This window comes from Anoxybacillus kestanbolensis (assembly GCF_001996285.1).
Taxonomy (GTDB): Bacteria; Bacillota; Bacilli; order Bacillales; family Anoxybacillaceae; genus Anoxybacillus; species Anoxybacillus kestanbolensis_A.
In genome coordinates this window covers 1-17,329 of sequence record NZ_MQAD01000005.1, presented here as the reverse complement: position 1 = coordinate 17,329, position 17,329 = coordinate 1, and the positions used below count along the sequence as shown (strand labels likewise).

The 17,329-nt window shown below is 40.0% G+C and carries 19 protein-coding genes and 1 riboswitch; of the genes, 9 read left to right on the top strand and 10 right to left on the bottom strand.

The window, feature by feature from the left end:
- Nucleotides 1–42: 42 nt before the first annotated feature.
- Nucleotides 43–753, top strand: coding sequence for an NAD-dependent deacylase (locus BO219_RS02425; RefSeq protein WP_077428244.1), 711 nt, complete (start codon nt 43–45; stop codon nt 751–753).
- Between the two features lie 44 nt (nt 754–797).
- Here the strand turns inward: BO219_RS02425 and BO219_RS02420 are convergent, their stop codons facing one another.
- On the bottom strand, nt 798–1,022 hold the full coding sequence (locus BO219_RS02420) for a PH domain-containing protein (protein WP_226373745.1): 225 nt from the start codon (nt 1,020–1,022) through the stop codon (nt 798–800).
- Nucleotides 1,023–1,037: 15 nt separating this feature from the next.
- Entirely contained in the window at nt 1,038–1,259 is a 222-nt protein-coding gene (locus BO219_RS14725) for a PH domain-containing protein (protein ID WP_230403154.1), read from the bottom strand.
- A 377-nt stretch (nt 1,260–1,636) separates the two neighbouring features.
- Nucleotides 1,637–1,751: riboswitch (TPP riboswitch) on the top strand.
- A gap of 107 nt (nt 1,752–1,858) precedes the next feature.
- Here BO219_RS14725 and thiC point away from each other — a divergent pair.
- The 5 genes from thiC to BO219_RS02390 all read left to right on the top strand — a co-directional run bounded on the left by thiC (nt 1,859) and on the right by BO219_RS02390 (nt 8,566).
- Complete coding sequence (thiC, locus tag BO219_RS02410; RefSeq protein WP_077428242.1) at nt 1,859–3,547, top strand: phosphomethylpyrimidine synthase ThiC; 1,689 nt, start codon at nt 1,859–1,861, stop codon at nt 3,545–3,547.
- Between the two features lie 113 nt (nt 3,548–3,660).
- A complete protein-coding gene (locus BO219_RS02405) occupies nt 3,661–5,124 on the top strand; it encodes a potassium/proton antiporter (protein ID WP_077428240.1) in 1,464 nt (487 codons plus the stop codon).
- Nucleotides 5,125–5,729: 605 nt separating this feature from the next.
- Nucleotides 5,730–7,250 carry an aldehyde dehydrogenase gene (gene adh / locus BO219_RS02400; protein WP_077428238.1) on the top strand — a complete coding sequence of 507 codons (1,521 nt, stop codon included), beginning with the start codon at nt 5,730–5,732 and terminating at the stop codon, nt 7,248–7,250.
- 62 nt (nt 7,251–7,312) lie between these two features.
- A complete protein-coding gene (locus tag BO219_RS02395) occupies nt 7,313–7,645 on the top strand; it encodes a DUF779 domain-containing protein (protein WP_077428236.1) in 333 nt (110 codons plus the stop codon).
- Between the two features lie 99 nt (nt 7,646–7,744).
- Entirely contained in the window at nt 7,745–8,566 is an 822-nt protein-coding gene (locus BO219_RS02390) for an MBL fold metallo-hydrolase (protein ID WP_077428234.1), read from the top strand.
- Between the two features lie 24 nt (nt 8,567–8,590).
- On the opposite strand, the gene BO219_RS02385 is transcribed toward BO219_RS02390, so the two are convergent.
- The 5 genes from BO219_RS02385 to BO219_RS02365 all read right to left on the bottom strand — a co-directional run bounded on the left by BO219_RS02385 (nt 8,591) and on the right by BO219_RS02365 (nt 12,520).
- Entirely contained in the window at nt 8,591–9,862 is a 1,272-nt protein-coding gene (locus BO219_RS02385; RefSeq protein WP_077428232.1) for an MFS transporter, read from the bottom strand.
- Nucleotides 9,863–9,977: 115 nt separating this feature from the next.
- The gene (locus tag BO219_RS02380; protein WP_077428230.1) at nt 9,978–10,778 is read right to left on the bottom strand and encodes a DUF817 domain-containing protein; all 801 of its coding nucleotides are present in this window, start codon (nt 10,776–10,778) and stop codon (nt 9,978–9,980) included.
- A 15-nt stretch (nt 10,779–10,793) separates the two neighbouring features.
- A complete protein-coding gene (locus tag BO219_RS02375) occupies nt 10,794–11,009 on the bottom strand; it encodes a helix-turn-helix domain-containing protein (protein ID WP_077428228.1) in 216 nt (71 codons plus the stop codon).
- A gap of 10 nt (nt 11,010–11,019) precedes the next feature.
- Nucleotides 11,020–11,439 (bottom strand): DUF2975 domain-containing protein, encoded by a 420-nt coding sequence (locus BO219_RS02370; RefSeq protein ID WP_255720826.1) that lies wholly within the window; start codon nt 11,437–11,439, stop codon nt 11,020–11,022.
- A gap of 709 nt (nt 11,440–12,148) precedes the next feature.
- A complete protein-coding gene (locus BO219_RS02365) occupies nt 12,149–12,520 on the bottom strand; it encodes an iron chaperone (RefSeq protein ID WP_077428226.1) in 372 nt (123 codons plus the stop codon).
- 156 nt (nt 12,521–12,676) lie between these two features.
- On the opposite strand from BO219_RS02365, the gene BO219_RS02360 reads away from it, so the two are divergent.
- Together BO219_RS02360 and BO219_RS02355 are read left to right on the top strand one after the other, a co-directional pair.
- Nucleotides 12,677–13,651, top strand: a complete 975-nt coding sequence (locus BO219_RS02360) for a ParA family protein (protein WP_077428224.1) — start codon at nt 12,677–12,679, stop codon at nt 13,649–13,651.
- On the top strand, nt 13,648–14,034 hold the full coding sequence (locus BO219_RS02355) for a hypothetical protein (protein ID WP_077428222.1): 387 nt from the start codon (nt 13,648–13,650) through the stop codon (nt 14,032–14,034). The genes BO219_RS02360 and BO219_RS02355 overlap by 4 nt, the downstream gene beginning before the upstream one ends.
- Before the next feature lie 24 nt (nt 14,035–14,058).
- On the opposite strand, the gene BO219_RS02350 is transcribed toward BO219_RS02355, so the two are convergent.
- The 3 genes from BO219_RS02350 to BO219_RS02340 all read right to left on the bottom strand — a co-directional run bounded on the left by BO219_RS02350 (nt 14,059) and on the right by BO219_RS02340 (nt 16,351).
- Nucleotides 14,059–15,042, bottom strand: coding sequence for a TlpA family protein disulfide reductase (locus BO219_RS02350; RefSeq protein WP_043967033.1), 984 nt, complete (start codon nt 15,040–15,042; stop codon nt 14,059–14,061).
- Between the two features lie 27 nt (nt 15,043–15,069).
- Nucleotides 15,070–15,498 (bottom strand): thiol-disulfide oxidoreductase DCC family protein, encoded by a 429-nt coding sequence (locus BO219_RS02345; protein ID WP_077428220.1) that lies wholly within the window; start codon nt 15,496–15,498, stop codon nt 15,070–15,072.
- Between the two features lie 73 nt (nt 15,499–15,571).
- Entirely contained in the window at nt 15,572–16,351 is a 780-nt protein-coding gene (locus BO219_RS02340) for a GNAT family N-acetyltransferase (RefSeq protein WP_077428218.1), read from the bottom strand.
- A 161-nt stretch (nt 16,352–16,512) separates the two neighbouring features.
- On the opposite strand from BO219_RS02340, the gene BO219_RS02335 reads away from it, so the two are divergent.
- Complete coding sequence (locus BO219_RS02335) at nt 16,513–17,085, top strand: Uma2 family endonuclease (RefSeq protein WP_077428216.1); 573 nt, start codon at nt 16,513–16,515, stop codon at nt 17,083–17,085.
- Nucleotides 17,086–17,329 lie beyond the last annotated feature (244 nt).

Here is a 17,329-nt window from a genome sequence, read left to right as displayed (position 1 = left end):
GCGAACATAGAAGTAATTGTTGATCTATAGAGGAGGGAGATAATGCTAGAAAGATGGTTGAAAGAGTCTTCGTATACAGTCGTATTTACTGGGGCGGGAATGTCTACAGAGAGCGGACTTCCCGATTTTCGTTCGACAAAATCAGGACTTTGGCGCACGAAAAATCCACAACAATTGGCAAGTACGTATGCTATGCAACATAATCGAGACGAGTTTATCGCATTTTATCAATATCGTATTCGCACACTTCTTGAATGCCAACCACATATCGGACATACAATTTTAGCAAATTGGCAAACACGAGGGCTTATTCATCAAATTATCACACAAAATGTCGATGGATTTCATCAACGAGCAGGTAGTACAAATGTCATTGAATTACATGGAACGTTGCGAACCGTTCATTGCTCGCACTGCAAACAAACATATGATGCAAAACGGTATGTAGACGAACAGTTGAAGTGCACGTGCGGTAGTTTTTTGCGCCCTTCCGTTGTTTTATTTGGCGAATCGTTGCCGTATGATGCGTTTGAACAAGCATGGACAGCAGCCGAACGAGCAGATTTATGGATTGTACTCGGCTCTTCTTTACAAGTATCGCCAGCTAACGAGCTTCCTGTCATCGCCAAACGAAGCGGAGCAAAACTCGTTATTGTGAATATGGAACCGACGCCATTAGATGACTGGGCAGATTTGCTTATACATGGTCGTAAAATCGGAGAAGTGTTGCAGGAAATTGACGCATTCCTTTAAAAGTGAGTGTGTCCCAAAACGTGTACTTTTGGGACACATTATGTTTAATTTCCCAAAAACCATTCGTATATCGTTTTTGCTGTACTTTCATCAACATCAACAACTTTTGCACGTATGCCTGGCATGACCGTCGCATGTACGGTACATAATCCGAGTCGTTGTTGCATACGAGATTGAGAGATTGTTAACGATTGAATACGATGCTTTAACCGCTTGGTTATGTAAATAACAATCACAATCGGATGTAACCGTTTCGCTTCATTCATCATGTTCATCTTCCTTTACTAAAGAAGAAATGTGTAACGCAACTTCTCTGCTGCTTGTTCATCAAGGAACGGAATTTCATGTGCCATTGCTGCTGTATAAATATAAAGCGAAGCAAGTTTATACTTTCTTGCTAATGGACCTTGCTTTACATCAACATGTTGCACGCAGCGAAGCGGAATAAGCGTACGCTTACGAATCCACACCCCATGTTCAAGCTCGATTTCCTGATCGCGTATCACATATACCGCCAACGTTCCCATTTCCAGCGTGGAACGAAGAAAACGAATAACATGCCATCTACAATCGACAAACAGACAAACATCAAAACGACCCATGTCGAAACGAAAAAACTAACAATTACGTACAAAAGGGAAAAAATAATGAAACGAATAGCTTCATATATGCGCCATATAGACACAGCACGTTTCGATAGAACATTCCCCCGTTTTCTTACACACCCCTTTTTCATGCTTCTATCACTGCACTTCTAACATACGAACTCCATCCCGAAATCATCGGTTCGTACGTCCACTATGCCCCCATTTTAACAAGTTTGTCATTTATAACTTTACAATATTTTTATCATGTGCTAAATTATTTTTAAAGTTCATAATTTTACATCTACTAGGGGTGTCCAATAGCTTGGACTGAGAGAAGAACGCGCAAAAGTTCTTTGACCCTTTGAACCTGATCTGGGTGATGCCAGCGTAGGGAAGTAGATGGCGCGAGTGTTCTTTACTTGTGCTATTTGCGGACAAGATCAGGTTCTCTTTATGGAGCCTGATCTTTTTACGTATTGGCGTTGCTCCAGCTAAAAAATGAAAAGGAGCGATTAAAAATGAAAGACTTATTTTCATCAATGCCATTTCCCTCGAGTAAAAAAGTGTATGTGCTCGGAACGCGTGAAGATGTTCGTGTGCCAATGCGAGAAATTCAACTTTCTCCAACCAAAACAGGTACAACGATGCTAGAAAATGAGCCTATTCGAGTCTATGACACGAGTGGACCATACACCGACCCACTTTTCGCGCCGAATATTGATAAAGGATTGCCAAAATTAAGAGAAAAATGGATAACGGAGCGTGGCGATGTAGAAGAATATAACCCTTCATTAGTGAGAACAAACATTCCTTTTTCACCTAGACGTTTTCGTGCGAAAAAAGGGAAAGTTGTGACCCAAATGCATTATGCAAAACGAGGGATCATTACACCTGAAATGGAGTTTGTCGCAATTCGTGAACAAATGGATCCCGAATTTGTTCGTCAAGAAGTTGCAGCAGGAAGAGCAATTATCCCAGCTAATATTAACCACCCTGAAAGTGAACCAATGATTATAGGAAGTAAATTCCATGTGAAAATTAACGCAAATATCGGAAATTCAGCTGTCACATCTTCCTTAGAAGAAGAAGTTGAAAAAATGCTTTGGGCTGTTCGTTGGGGTGCCGATACAGTCATGGACTTATCGACAGGAAAGCATATACATGAGACGCGAGAATATATTATTCGAAACTCCCCTGTGCCGATTGGAACTGTACCTATTTACCAGGCGTTAGAGAAAGTGAACGGCATTGTCGAAAACTTATCATGGGACATTTACCGAGAAACATTAATTGAACAAGCCGAACAAGGCGTAGACTATTTTACTATTCATGCAGGTGTCTTACTTCGCTATATCCCACTAACAGTCAACCGAACAACTGGTATTGTCTCTCGGGGTGGTTCAATTATGGCACAATGGTGTTTAGCACACCATGAAGAAAACTTTTTATACACCCACTTCGAAGAAATTTGCGAAATTTTAAAAACTTACGATATTGCTATTTCACTTGGGGATGGATTACGTCCAGGCTCAATTGCAGACGCAAACGATGAGGCGCAATTCGCCGAGTTACAAACACTTGGAGAGTTGACAAAAATCGCTTGGGAACATGATGTCCAAGTGATGATCGAAGGCCCAGGGCATATTCCAATGCATAAAATTAAAGAAAATGTCGATAAACAAATTGAAATTTGTCATGGGGCACCTTTTTATACGCTAGGTCCTATCACTACCGACATTGCACCAGGTTACGACCATATCACCTCAGCTATCGGTGCAGCGCTTATCGGCTGGCACGGTACGGCCATGCTTTGCTATGTGACACCAAAAGAACATCTCGGCCTACCGAATAAAGAAGACGTCCGCCAAGGAGTCATCGCCTACAAAATTGCTGCCCACGCTGCTGACTTAGCAAAAGGACACCCTGGCGCACAAACGCGTGATGATGCATTATCAAAGGCGAGATTTGAGTTCCGTTGGCAAGATCAATTCAACTTGTCACTAGATCCTGAGCGCGCACGTGAATATCACGATGAAACGCTACCGGCCGAAGGAGCAAAGCTTGCTCATTTTTGTTCGATGTGCGGTCCAAAATTTTGTTCAATGAATATTTCTCATGAATTACAAAAAACACTACAAAGCGAAGGAATGAAAGAAAAGGCAAAACAATTTGTTGAATATACAAACATCATGCAAGCTGAGAGATAGCGCTCAGCTTGCACTTTTTTTACAAAAAATGTTATTTAAGTCATATTCGTTGACATTCCGCTTACTATAGCTTAAATTTAAGTCGTAACTTTAAGTAGAAAGTATGGAAAGAGGTGACTTGCTTGCTCACAGATTTCATCATTTTTCTGTTAGGATTACTTCTAATCATCGGTGTATTAACAACGAAGTTTTCTTCTTGGCTAGGCGTGCCATCACTTGTATTTTACATACTCGTCGGAATGATTTTATCCAAATTTATATATTATGATAACGCTTTTCTCACCCAGATTGTTGGCATTTTTGCGTTAATCATTATTTTGTTTGAAGGTGGGATGAACACAAAGTGGAATACATTAAAAAAAGTTTTAGTTCCCGCTTCCTCCCTTGCAACGTTTGGAGTGCTAATTACTGCCATTTGCGTAGGCATATTTGCCAAATACATTTTACACGTTTCATGGGCCGAGGGATTTCTATTAGGCGCTATCGTTTCTTCGACTGACGCTGCAGCAATATTTGCTACGCTAGGAAGCGTCAATGTAAAACGCCGTCTCTCAGCAACACTAGAAGCTGAGTCGGGGATGAACGATCCGATGGCCGTTATTTTAACCCTCTCCTTGATTACATTTATCCAACAGCCAGAACTAACTATTTCCCACACCTTTCTCAGCTTTATTTGGCAAATCGTTATCGGTATTCTTGTTGGGCTTGGATTAGGAAAATTAACTGTGTGGTGTTTGAATAAAATAAATCTTGATTCCTCGGGATTATACCCCACTCTATCTTTATCGTTTGCGATACTCTCTTATAGTATAGCAGCCCTGCTAAAAGGTAGTGGGTTTCTTTCGGTATATATTATGGGCGTTTTTGTCGGCAATGCACAACTCGTTTATCGCCATTCTATTTTTCGTTTTAACGAAGGGCTAGCATGGATGATGCAAATATTTATGTTCATTTTACTCGGACTACTCGTTTTTCCAAATGAACTAGTAAAAGTAGCATGGGAAGGCGTCGCCCTAGCTATCCTACTTATTGTTGTGGCAAGGCCGATTAGCGTCATGATAAGTACAATAAACATGAATTTCTCTATTAAGGAAAAGCTATTCCTTTCTTGGGCTGGGCTAAAAGGTGCTGTTCCGATCGTCTTGGCAACTTACCCACTTATCTCGAACATTGAAAATAGTCAGCTCATTTTTAATATTGTTTTCTTTATTGTGCTCATTTCCGCCCTTATTCAAGGATCAACAACTCCTTTTTTAGCCAAGCATTTAGGACTGCTACTCGGAGAAAAGAGGGAAGTGGCTCACTCCCTCGAACTGATGTCAACGACGAAAGCAAATAAGGAAATTGTTGAAGTCCATATCAGTAATAAGCAGTCACATTTACTAAATATGACGATTAGTCAACTTCCATTGCCAAAGGATTGCTTAATTACGGCTATTATTCGTAATGATAAAATTATTACCCCGAAAGGAAACGTGAGATTACGCGAAAATGATGTTGTTTATATATTAATCGAAAAAGGAAGAAGATCAGAGATTTATAAAATATTTTCAATTACCGAAGATACGTCATTCTAATAAAGACAAGAGCAGGACATTCCCCCTGCTCTTGCTTTCCTCTTCAATGCCTGTTTCAATTATTTCTACTGAAAGATCCCTATATGTTGCCTAGACAATATCCCCAAAAACATTCGTGATTTTCTGCTTCTGAGGAACCCAGTACACTGAAAAGATAGGCGCTGGCTCTACCCAATACAAAAAACATCAATACTAACACTTAAACGTGTACTATTTGATGATATCCAACAATTCGGTTAAAAGGATAACGATGGTTCCTCGCATCAACAACAAACTCGACTCCTGCTTCATCTTGTGGCATCACGAAACAATAACCATTTTATCCCGGAAACTGAACAAGAGCAATAAAAGCTGCTCGTTTGTTTGTACTGTTGCATCACAAGAAGACGAATATTGGATCCGTTTCGGGAGGTGAACAAAGTGTTCCTCCCCTTCTCTACCTCCACCATTCCAAATATATTTATTCCCAATAAAATAACATCACATGAGACTTCTCTAACGTTTCCCCAACAAACATATCATATTTCACCAAATCGACACATATTTTTATATCAGACTTGGTCACTTATTTTCATTTGAAAACGGATACAAAAGGAGGAATTTACATGATTTACGCCCAACCGGGACAACCTGGTTCACTCATTACATTCAAAAAGAGATATGAAAATTTCATCGGTGGGGAATGGGTCCCGCCAATAGATGGGGAATATTTTGAAAATATTTCACCTGTTACTGGACAAGTATATTGCGAGGTCCCTCGTTCAAAAGCTGCTGATATTGAATTAGCACTCGATGCTGCACATGCGGCAAAAGAAGCATGGGGACGCACATCTGTCGCTGAACGAGCGCGCCTATTAAATAAAATTGCAGACCGAATGGAAGAGAATTTAGACATGCTTGCCGTGGCGGAAACGTGGGAAAATGGAAAGCCGATTCGTGAAACACGTGCGGCTGATATCCCATTAGCCATTGATCATTTCCGTTATTTTGCTGGTTGTATTCGTGCAGAGGAAGGCACATTAGCGGAACTTGACAACGATACCGTTTCTTATCATTTCAAGGAGCCGCTCGGCGTTGTCGGACAAATTATTCCATGGAATTTCCCAATTTTAATGGCGGCTTGGAAACTCGCACCTGCTTTAGCTGCTGGCAACTGCGTTGTACTAAAGCCAGCTGAACAAACACCAACATCCATTCTCGTGCTGATCGAACTCATTCAAGATTTACTGCCAAAAGGCGTTGTCAATGTCGTTAACGGATTTGGCCTTGAAGCTGGCAAACCGCTCGCTTCGAACCCACGTATCGCAAAGGTTGCCTTTACAGGCGAAACAACGACTGGACGTCTCATTATGCAATACGCATCTCAAAATTTAATCCCGGTCACACTTGAACTTGGCGGAAAGTCACCAAATATTTTCTTCGCAGACGTCGCTGCGAAAGATGACGAATTTTTCGATAAAGCGCTTGAAGGATTCACGATGTTTGCTTTAAATCAAGGAGAAGTTTGTACATGCCCTTCACGCGCGTTAATCGAAGAATCCATTTACGATATATTTATGGAACGAGCATTAGAGCGAGTAAAACAAATTAAACAAGGCAATCCACTCGACACAACGACAATGATTGGTGCCCAAGCTTCATCCGAACAACTAGAGAAAATTTTGTCATACATTGACATCGGTAAACAAGAAGGGGCTGAACTTCTTATCGGTGGCGAACGCAACATGTTAGAAGGAGATTTACAAGGTGGTTATTATGTCAAACCAACCGTCTTTAAAGGGCATAATCGGATGCGCATTTTCCAAGAAGAAATTTTCGGTCCTGTTGTGTCTGTGACGACATTTAAGGATAAGGACGAAGCATTAGCAATCGCAAATGACACATTATATGGCCTAGGTGCTGGTGTATGGACGCGCGATGTGAATACTGCATATCGCTTCGGACGCGGCATTCAAGCTGGACGTGTGTGGACAAATTGTTATCACGCATATCCTGCGCACGCAGCTTTCGGCGGATATAAAATGTCAGGCATCGGACGTGAAACGCACAAAATGATGCTTGAACATTACCAACAAACGAAAAACTTACTTGTTAGCTATTCACCAAAAAAACTTGGATTCTTCTAATCATTCAGGCAGCGTCTCAAAAGCGCTGCCTTTTTAAAAGGCTTTTTGAAAGGATGGTGCACATGCAACCGAAAGTCATCGCAACCGATGCTGCGCTACAGCTCATCGAAAAACTAAAAGCGAAATATGGTCCGCTTATGTTTCATCAATCAGGCGGGTGTTGTGACGGGAGTTCACCGATGTGCTATCCACAAGGAGAGTTTATCATCGGTGACTCAGACGTATTGCTTGGTGAAATCGGAGGATGCCCGTTTTATATGCACGCTGCGCAATACGAATATTGGAAACATACCCAATTGATTATTGATGTTGTACCTGGCCGCGGTGGTATGTTTTCCCTTGAAGGATCGGAAGGGGTACGTTTTTTAACGAGGTCAAAACTTTTTGATTCATAGAGCTGCTTTAAGGCAGCTTCTTTTTTATTTTTACAAAATAACCTGAAATGAATGAATATTCATTCTTTTTTGTTATAATAAAAACGAGGGGGAGATAACATGTTATTAAAGAAAACGTTTGAACAAAAAACGGTTGCTGGTGTACATATCGCAAAAGGTTCGCTAACGTTTCAGAAGGTACGATTAGCGGTGCATTGCTTTGCTACAGACGGCGTGTTGATTGATACAGGAGCAGCGTCATTAGCAAATGAATTTAAAAATTTTTTTAAGTCATTAGACATCGATCAAGCGGTGATTACTCACTTTCATGAAGATCATACGGGATGTGCTGCGTTTTTACAAAACGAGCGACAACTGCCGATTTATATGAATGAGACCATGATTGATTATTGTCGTAAACGAGCAGATTATCCAATATACCGCAAGTTTTTCTGGGGAAATCGCCCTCCTTTTCAAGCGAAGCCGATTGGAAATACGTTCTCCACCCGCCGTGCGATGTGGGACGTCATCCATACGCCAGGTCATGCGGCTGACCATCTTGCATTTCTCAATCGTGAAACAGGACAACTTTTCACAGGAGACTTATACTGTCTAGAAAAAACAAAAGTCATCTTGCGCGAAGAAAGCATTTCTACCTTGATTGACTCATTAAAAAAAGTATTAACGTACGATTTCGACGAAATGTTTTGTGCCCACGCTGGTTATATAAAAGACGGACGAACTGCTTTACAACGAAAGCTTCATTATTTACAAGAACTTCAAGGAAAAATTGTTGATTTGTATGAAAAAGGAGCGACATTAAAACAAATACAATCTGCCCTTTTTCCAAAGAAATATCCAATCACTTTTCTATCCCTAGGCGAATGGAGTTCTTTCCATATCGTTCGTTCGGTGGTTGAGGAATATCATACAAAAAAATGAGCGAACAGTAACAACGACTGTTCGCTAAAATTTGAGCGTTTGATACGCGCTCTCTTCTCTCTCTTGTTTCTTTATCACAAGAACAAACAGACTAGCCAATAAGCAAAACACCCCAGCGAGCGTAAATGCCCATGAATACGAATTAAATGTTTGATACATCCAGCCGGCTCCGCTTGCTGCTACCGCTGATCCTAATTGATGGGCGGCAAAAATCCATCCATATACAACGACACTTTTTTCCATACCAAAAATTTGTCTTGAGATGTTCACCGTTGGGGGCACCGTCGCAATCCAATCTAAACCGTAAAAAATAGAGAAAAGAACGAGTAAAACAATGGAACCTTTTGAGAGTGCAAACGGAAGAAGTAATAGCGCCAGTCCCCTCAATCCGTAATACCAAAATAATAACCAACGATTATCAAATCGATCAGATAGCCAGCCAGACAATGTTGTACCAACAAGATCAAATATCCCCATTAACGAAAGCATAGAAGCAGCAGCTACCGCTGTAAAACCAAAACCTAAGCAGTAGGAAATAAAATGCGTACCAATGAGCCCACTACTTGACAGCCCACAAATAAAAAAACTTCCTGCTAGCAACCAAAATTCCTTCACTTTCACTGCTTCCAATAATGCGTGAAATGCAATCGTAATCGGATTTTTTGTCTGTTTGTTTTCGTTAACATCCATATTTTGCTCTATACCGTACGGCAAAATTCCCATTTCTTTTGGAGAGTTTTTCATAAACAATCCGATGACAAAAAGCATCGTAAATGCAAGAATAAAAACGAGACCAATTGCCCACTTCCATGAATATGATTCCACCAGCATCGCTAACAATGGTAAAAGAATTAATTGCCCTGTCGCTGTACTAGCCGTTAAAATGCCTAACGCAAGCCCTCTTCTTTTTCCAAACCATTGATTGACAACGTGCGAGCTTAAGACTGTTAAAAACAAACTAGATCCTAATCCAATCATGATTCCCCAAATGAAAATCAGCTGCCACGGCTTTGACATGACTAAGGTGAGCGAGACCCCAACTAATAACATGGTCATTGCTGATATCATCATTTTCTTTAATCCTATGACCTCTATTAAAGCGGCCATAAACGGACCTGATATACCATATAAAAAAAGACTAAGTGCGAATGCAAAAGATATCGTCGAACGTTCCCAGCCGAAATCGATTTCAAACGGAACGATAAACACACCTGACGCAGATCGGACAATGCCTGCAACAAGAATCGAGAAAAAAACAACAAATAAGATGACCCAGCTATAATGAATACGTTTCAAACTTATCCCCCCTGTTCTTTCTCCAAACCCCAATAAAATGATAATATTCAGATTATAACAACCATACAAAAATTTCAAGCTGAAATTAAAAAGCATCTCATTATACATGAGACGCCTATACCTTCGTCTTAACCGCTATGATTGTTGTCTGCGGAATGTTCCCTTTTACCTGTTTTAACGTCGCAACGATGAGAAAGCTAACAATGACTAATAAAAACCATGAGCTCACTTTTCCGAGATGAACAATACTCCATGTATCCACTTGGTTCGGGTATTGCCAAGCACCAAAAAACGTAGCAATATTTTCCGCAATCCAAATAAAAAACCCGATGAGAAGAAATGAAACAACAAGCGGCATGCGGTAACGCGTTCCATTCACCTCGTATATGACGGATGACGACCAAAAAACGAACATAACAAGTCCGATTAACCACCAACGGACGTCAAACCAATAATGGTGGGTAAAAAAATTTAAATAAATCGCCGCAGCTAGTGGAACAACGATTGAAAATGGCGGCCATTTGACGAGCTCCACTTTTAATCGCCGCCATGCTTGGCAAAGATAGCTAGCGACACTCGCATACATAAACCCGCTATATAAAGGCACACCGAAAAATTTCGCATATCCTGCTTCTGGATACGCCCAAGAGCCCATATGTACTTTAAATAGCTCTAGCGCAAGCCCAATAAGGTGAAACATCGTAATCACCTTTAGCTCATCTCGTGTTTCTAGTCCCGCACGCACCATCCACCATTGCATGAAAAGACAAATGATAAGCAGCCAATCATACCGTGGCAAGAAAGGAAGCGACACCATTTTTGTCACGGCTAACGAGGCAAAAATGACAACAGGAAACAAACAAGATAACGCTTGTTGCCAGCCAAAATGAACAAGCTGAATCAATGCTTTTCTCATCGCTGCTGCCCCCTATCACATCTCATCGTCGCTTCGGTATTCTAAAATATCGCCAGGTTGACAGTCTAACGCTTTACAAATCGCATCTAATGTCGACAAACGAATCGCTTTTGCTTTGCCGTTTTTTAAAATCGATAAATTCGCCATCGTAATTCCCACTTTTTCCGACAATTCCGTCACACTCATTTTCCGTTTCGCCAACATGACATCGAGATTTACAATAATCGCCATGTGATCCACCTCAAATTGTTAAGTCATTTTCCGATTTGATTTCGATCGCTTTTTGTAAAAGCTTTTGTAACACCGCCGCAAACACCGCGACGACCAACGCTCCAAACACAACCATTAAGCCAATGATGATAATCCCTGGGGCGTCATCTAAATCGGCGGTAAGATAAAAAAACGGCATGCCTGCAACATACAACAAACTAATGGACGCCGCGCAATGTTTGATATGCTTTAGCGCTTTTACCGATAAATCAGAAAATACTTCGTTTTTGTCAATATAAGTGAGAATGTTGAACGCCTGATATAACGCAAAGAAAAACGGAACAGCAGTCACATAAAAAAAGAAGACGATCGGATAGCGTAAATACGCCAGTTCCGGCAACCACTCCGCATAAAAGTTAGGAAACTTAGGCAAGACAAATACACATAACATAGCAACAGGAGCCCCGATTATAAAAAGAGCGATTTTCAAAAAAAGTGTCTCTCGTTTCACAACAAGCACCTCACTTCTACAATTTCCATTTCATTTTAATCGATTATTTATCGTTTTACAATAAATAATTATTGTTTTAGGTTATTTTTTTATTTCAAAACAAAAAGCATTCCCCTTTTAGAGAAATGCTTGCTTCCATTAGATTATTCCATCGAGCAATAAAACTCAAACTAATAGTTACTCCATAAAAAATAAAGGTGCTAAAGTTTGAAAGCACATTTATATAGTTTTATTCTAATACTCCGTTACAGAAAACTTACAAGACTGTTTCCTTCCTTGTTCATCGCGCCCGATTTCGCGAAAAGCTACTCTCGTTTCCTTGGCGCTCCGAAGTCAAGTTTCTTGATGTTTTCCGTTTTTCTGTAACGGTATTCACCTCCCTCTGTTTCAACTTTATTCTTTTCGTACTTCCGCAATAGTCCTCGTCTTTTGCTTATTGTTGGGCAGAAGCATGACTTTATACGTGCGAATCATCTTCTCCCAGCCCCTTTTTGACTTTTTTCACATAAAATGGTCACCAGATTTTTACAAAATTTTTATAAATATTTATACATTTATCATGAACAGTCAAAAGCCCCTTTAAAATCCAAAACATAGGCCATTTCCACTCCTCTCTCCAATAGGTACTGTATATGTATTCGAGTGTTTTCTACTTTCGCCAAAAACTTGTACAATCCGCTTTCTCTTCGATATTAAAAGCAATCATTTTCTTCAGCAATCCATAATTTACTGGCTTATCCCACGGGATGCGAAACAATCCTTTCGTCGCGCTATAACCAGCTTGGGCAATTTCATCAGCAAAATGAGCCATGCATGCTTCTTCAGGTGACACACTCACATGGTGTTTGGCTGTAGAAAAGCCGATGATAAATGTCCCGTGATCGGTAAACATAGGTGTATTCCATTTGATTTGCGGTTGTAACTGTGGGAACGTATCACAAACCCACCGTAAAATTTCCTCTACTCGGTTGCGATGGTCGACATGATCAATCTTTGCTAAATATTGTTCAAAAACTTCCATAAGTGTTCCTCCTCGCTACATCTCTCATCTTCTGCTATCAACATTATGACACAAAACAATATGTCCATCATCCTAATATTACGCAAATAATTCGTCATAACTTTGCACTTTTTCTCATACACATGAATCGTCCATATGCAACAGGAGGCGATCATCATGGAGCAACAGGCGAAAGTCGTTAGTATTATCAACTGGAAAGGCGGGGTGGGAAAGACGACCGTCACTCATCATTTAGCGACAGGACTACAACATTTATCATCCGACGAATTAGAACTGTTTGGTTTTGAACATGCTCAACCAAAAGTGTTGTTAGTAGATGCAGACGCACAATGTAACCTCTCTATTTCATGTTTAACACCCGAACGGTTTGAACAATTAGCCTATCATAAAACACCTCCGATCGGCACATTGAAAAATTTAATCGAACATTACTTGAAAAATGAGCATCCACAAGTAGATGTGGACGACTTTATTTTAAAAGCGTGCGTGCGAAGTAAAAATGAGAAAGTGTATGAACATATTGATTTGCTTCCAGCACACGCTGAACTTATCCATACAGACATGGATATTGCCGTTTACTCAAGGCCATATTTCAAAGAACATTTATTTGGTTCGGACATTTATAAATTTCAAATGCTACACCATATTTTAAACACGATAAAACATGAATATGATTTTATTTTTATCGATTGTCCACCGAATTTAAATTACATTACGCAAAACGCCCTGTACGCAAGCGATTACTATTTAATTCCCGCGATTCCTGATCGTCTTTCTTCATACGGTATCTCAGCCATTAAAAATAAAGTCGATGAGTTAAACGAAAGATTTCAGTCGAGTTCAAAAGAATATAGCCATACAAAACTGATCGGAATCGTCCTCAATTTCATTCGCGAATACGGAAATCAACCAAAACAAACACAGGAAAATATGATCACTACATTAAAACGTACGCTTTCGTCTGACATGATATTTAACAGCTATTTACCATATGGTGACGCCATCACGCGCGCATCCATGCTCAGTTATCCTGTGTTTGCTGTTGAAAACCATCAAGGGAAACAAAGTGAATGTGTGAAGAAAATGACGCTCGAATTTTTAAACCGAATTGGTGGGGGAATTGTTGTATGAACGTAAACACATTAACGCATATGTTAGAAAAAACACTCGTTCTTTTAAAACATTATGAGCATTGTACAGTCGAAGAAATGCTCGATGATCTTTCTGCAAAGTTGCAAAATCAAACACGAAAAAAGCAAACCACAAACGTAACGGACTATGCAAACGTCATAAAACAAATGAAAAACATGAACAAAGAAGAGGCAACAACGTTTTTAATGTCTTTCAAAAAAGAACAACTACTTCAGATCGGATTACAAATGAATATGAAATTACAAAAGAGAGACACAAAACAAATATTAATTGAGTCAATTGCATCCCATTGCAGCTTTCCTGAACTATATGCCCAAATGGCAAATAGAAAATCGAAAAAACAAATGAGCGAACAGATATAATAGCTGTTCGCTCAACATGCGACCTCATTCCGACAAAACGGTTCGTTTCATCATATCATATGAAAGTGGACCGACATGTTTGCTACGAATGACTCCTTGTTCATCAATGATATACGAAGTCGGAATGGTGATCACTTCATATGTTTTACTAACCGTCCCTTGCTCATCAAGCATAATATCGAATGATACTCCTTTTTCGTTAATAAACGTCTCGACAGCCTGATGATTTTTTTCTTTATTTGTCAAATTGACCGCTACAATCGCGACATGTTGTCCATACTGTTCATAAAATCGTTGCATCTCTGGCATTTCCGCACGGCATGGAGGACACCATGATGCCCAAAAGTTTAAAATCACTTTCTTCCCGCGAAATTGAGACAGCTTCATTTTCTTACCCTTTAATGTCATTAACTCGAAATCAGGGGCAATTTCTCCTACATCAATTCCAATGTTCGAAATCGCTTGCTGTGAAGTTGCTTCTTTTGTCATATCCGATATGGATGAGAAGATGAAGACGAGAATATGGAACGAAATAAGCAATTGCCATAACTTTCTCGTCGTTTTCATACGTGAAGAAACGATAAAGAAAACAACAGCGACGACAGCTTGTAGCCAAATAAAGCGATCTTCTGGAAATCCACTTCCCTTCCATAAAAGAAATACAATCCAATATCCAAAATATATCGGGGTAGCTACACGTATATAAGTGTCGAACGAAATATGCTCTTTTTTCAAATGCCAATATGTATAAAAAACAATAAACACAGCCGCTAAAACAAGTCCAACAACGCCACCGTTAAAATAAAGAAGCGTTAACGGATTTTCCAGCACCATGTTTGGATGTACAATACCGTAACTCAATTTCCATATGACTAAGCCATATATGAAACTGTTAAAAATAACATCCATCATGCGTCGTTCCGCTTTTAAAACGAACACACCATAATAAAAAAATAAATATGTCATAACCAAACTTGCTACAAGCAACAAATTTTCTCCTTGAATCATTTTTCCTCCTTTGCTGACAACAGCTCCTTATAAAAAGCGCTTCTTTATATCCTCTGTCGGAACAAAGCAGCAATCCTTCTTTCCGAACCAACGATACCTATTTTTCGCGATCCAATCATATACTCGATCGCGAATAGGAGAAGGGATAAGAATAAGCCAATATAAGTACTTCCAAAACCCTCGCAAATGTTTGCATACGCGTAACGCTGCAGTAGATTTAACATAGTATGTACATTCATCGATTAATATAAAACTATCGAGTTGTTGGGGAATATGATATTTTTTCAACAACGCTTGCCCTGCTTCACTTTGCAACGAAGCAAAATAAAAATAAGCTTTTTCGTCTCTTTCAATAATAAAACGAACCGTTGCACTACAAAAATGACAAATGCCATCAAATAATATGATGTGCATGACCGACCAATCCTTCCCCTTCCGTTCATCTAACCTCTCCATTATAGCTCACCTATACAACAAAAGAAAAACGTGAAGCTCGGCAACTTCACGCTTTTCATGTCATAGCTAGAAATTATCCATACATCGTCCACATCCCGATATCATAAAAACCGAGTCTTTTATAAATGCGTCCCGCATTCGGATTGTCATAAAATAAACATAACGTTTTTCCAGCGCGAACGTAATCTTCGATAACTCGTTTCATAATTTCGCTTGCATACCCTTTGTGACGATCATTCGGATCTGTGCAAACGCCGACAACCATCGCAGATAGCGTATTTTCTGCAGTTGTCGCAACAGACGACACCATGCGACCATCTTCCTCGATATAGTACACACGCCCTGTATTTGTTTCTAACGATTTGACAAGCATATCACGCGATGAAGGGGGCACCGAAAATTCGGCAATACGATTGCGCAATTCAAGTATTCGATCGACATCATCAATCGTTGCTTGTTTTATTTCATATCGGTTTTCCGCTCCTGGAAATGTGATTTCGTTACATTCACAAAAATACGTGACACGCTTTTTTCCAAGTGATAAGAGAGGTTCAAATTTTGCGACAAGCTCGGTTTTGCCTGAGAGTCGAACAGGCTGAGCAGCATGTCTCATAATTTTCGCAAATCCTTCTATATCAAACTCCCCCGAAGCATATGGAATATACGAATCATAAAATCGCAACAATACAGCTCGCAACTCGCCATTCTCATCAAAGTCGCCCCACAGCTCTTGAAACTCTTGCTCATATCCAAACGCTTCAATATCACCGATAATAAAAAGATTCAATGAAGGCTCCTGCCTTAAAAAAGAAAACACAACATGATGATCTGCGCTATTCAACTTACGAATCATGTCCATCTCCCTTTACGATCAATATTAATTCTACTATAGCAAATATAAAGACAAAATTTTGTCGAAATTTGTCCAGACAAAACAAATGAAGTGTCGGTTTCGTCGTATGTCAAAAGTACTTTCTCATTATGATATAATGTAGAAAAAAGGATGTGGGAGAGATGGAAAAAGCACAACACGGTCGTATGTATTCATATAAAGATATTCAGCAATGGGAAGGAAATTGGGAGCTGATTGACGGTGTCCCTTATTTGCTTGCATCGCCTTCGTATATTCATCAATATGTCGTCGGCGAACTGCATCTCGCCTTAGCTCCTTACTTCAAAGCACGTGGATGCCACCTCATCTTGTCCCCATTTGACGTGCAATTCGATACAGATAACAATGAAGAAGAAGCGCAAACCGTTGTACAGCCAGACTTATTCGTCATTTGCAACGTAAATCAACTGAAGAAAAAGCGAGTACAAGGCGCACCCGATCTCGTGATCGAAGTGTTATCCGCTAGCACAGGAATTAAAGATCGAAATCAAAAATATTATTTATATGAAACAAACGGCGTGAAAGAGTATTGGATGGTCGACCCAAGCAATCGGACGATTGAAGTCATCGGCTTAGAAGACGGGCGGTTTCAAAAACGCGCAGTATTCGGCCCGAAAGATGTTTTAACGTCTTTTTTGTATCCAGATTTAGCAATTTCGCTTAATTCCATCTTGCATATGGATGATGTGGAATAAGATAAAGCCGGTCAGGGTTCGGGTGGACTGACTGGAGTGAGCCTTTAAAAGTAGACATGTATAAATCGGGAAAAAGATGTCCATACAGAAGACAGGAAGGAGCCGATGAACATGTCGAAAAAACAAAGAACTTATAAAAGCTATTCTTCAGAATTGAAGCTGGAAGCCGTTCAAAGAGCCTTGGCGGGGGAGAGTGTAAAAGTCATTGCACAACTTGCTGTTTCTTCGTTAGTCGAACAACGGC

Excerpts from the sequence above, each read along its gene's own strand:
- BO219_RS02425 (WP_077428244.1), top strand. The coding sequence starts at position 43 with ATGCTAGAAAGATGGTTGAAAGAGTCTTCGTATACAGTCGTATTTACT.
- BO219_RS02420 (WP_226373745.1), bottom strand. The coding sequence starts at position 1,022 with ATGATGAATGAAGCGAAACGGTTACATCCGATTGTGATTGTTATTTAC.
- thiC (WP_077428242.1), top strand. The coding sequence starts at position 1,859 with ATGAAAGACTTATTTTCATCAATGCCATTTCCCTCGAGTAAAAAAGTG.
- adh (WP_077428238.1), top strand. The coding sequence starts at position 5,730 with ATGATTTACGCCCAACCGGGACAACCTGGTTCACTCATTACATTCAAA.
- BO219_RS02395 (WP_077428236.1), top strand. The coding sequence starts at position 7,313 with ATGCAACCGAAAGTCATCGCAACCGATGCTGCGCTACAGCTCATCGAA.
- BO219_RS02390 (WP_077428234.1), top strand. The coding sequence starts at position 7,745 with ATGTTATTAAAGAAAACGTTTGAACAAAAAACGGTTGCTGGTGTACAT.
- BO219_RS02380 (WP_077428230.1), bottom strand. The coding sequence starts at position 10,778 with ATGAGAAAAGCATTGATTCAGCTTGTTCATTTTGGCTGGCAACAAGCG.
- BO219_RS02375 (WP_077428228.1), bottom strand. The coding sequence starts at position 11,009 with ATGGCGATTATTGTAAATCTCGATGTCATGTTGGCGAAACGGAAAATG.
- BO219_RS02370 (WP_255720826.1), bottom strand. The coding sequence starts at position 11,439 with ATGTTATGTGTATTTGTCTTGCCTAAGTTTCCTAACTTTTATGCGGAG.
- BO219_RS02365 (WP_077428226.1), bottom strand. The coding sequence starts at position 12,520 with ATGGAAGTTTTTGAACAATATTTAGCAAAGATTGATCATGTCGACCAT.
- BO219_RS02360 (WP_077428224.1), top strand. The coding sequence starts at position 12,677 with ATGGAGCAACAGGCGAAAGTCGTTAGTATTATCAACTGGAAAGGCGGG.
- BO219_RS02355 (WP_077428222.1), top strand. The coding sequence starts at position 13,648 with ATGAACGTAAACACATTAACGCATATGTTAGAAAAAACACTCGTTCTT.
- BO219_RS02350 (WP_043967033.1), bottom strand. The coding sequence starts at position 15,042 with ATGATTCAAGGAGAAAATTTGTTGCTTGTAGCAAGTTTGGTTATGACA.
- BO219_RS02345 (WP_077428220.1), bottom strand. The coding sequence starts at position 15,498 with ATGGAGAGGTTAGATGAACGGAAGGGGAAGGATTGGTCGGTCATGCAC.
- BO219_RS02340 (WP_077428218.1), bottom strand. The coding sequence starts at position 16,351 with ATGATTCGTAAGTTGAATAGCGCAGATCATCATGTTGTGTTTTCTTTT.
- BO219_RS02335 (WP_077428216.1), top strand. The coding sequence starts at position 16,513 with ATGGAAAAAGCACAACACGGTCGTATGTATTCATATAAAGATATTCAG.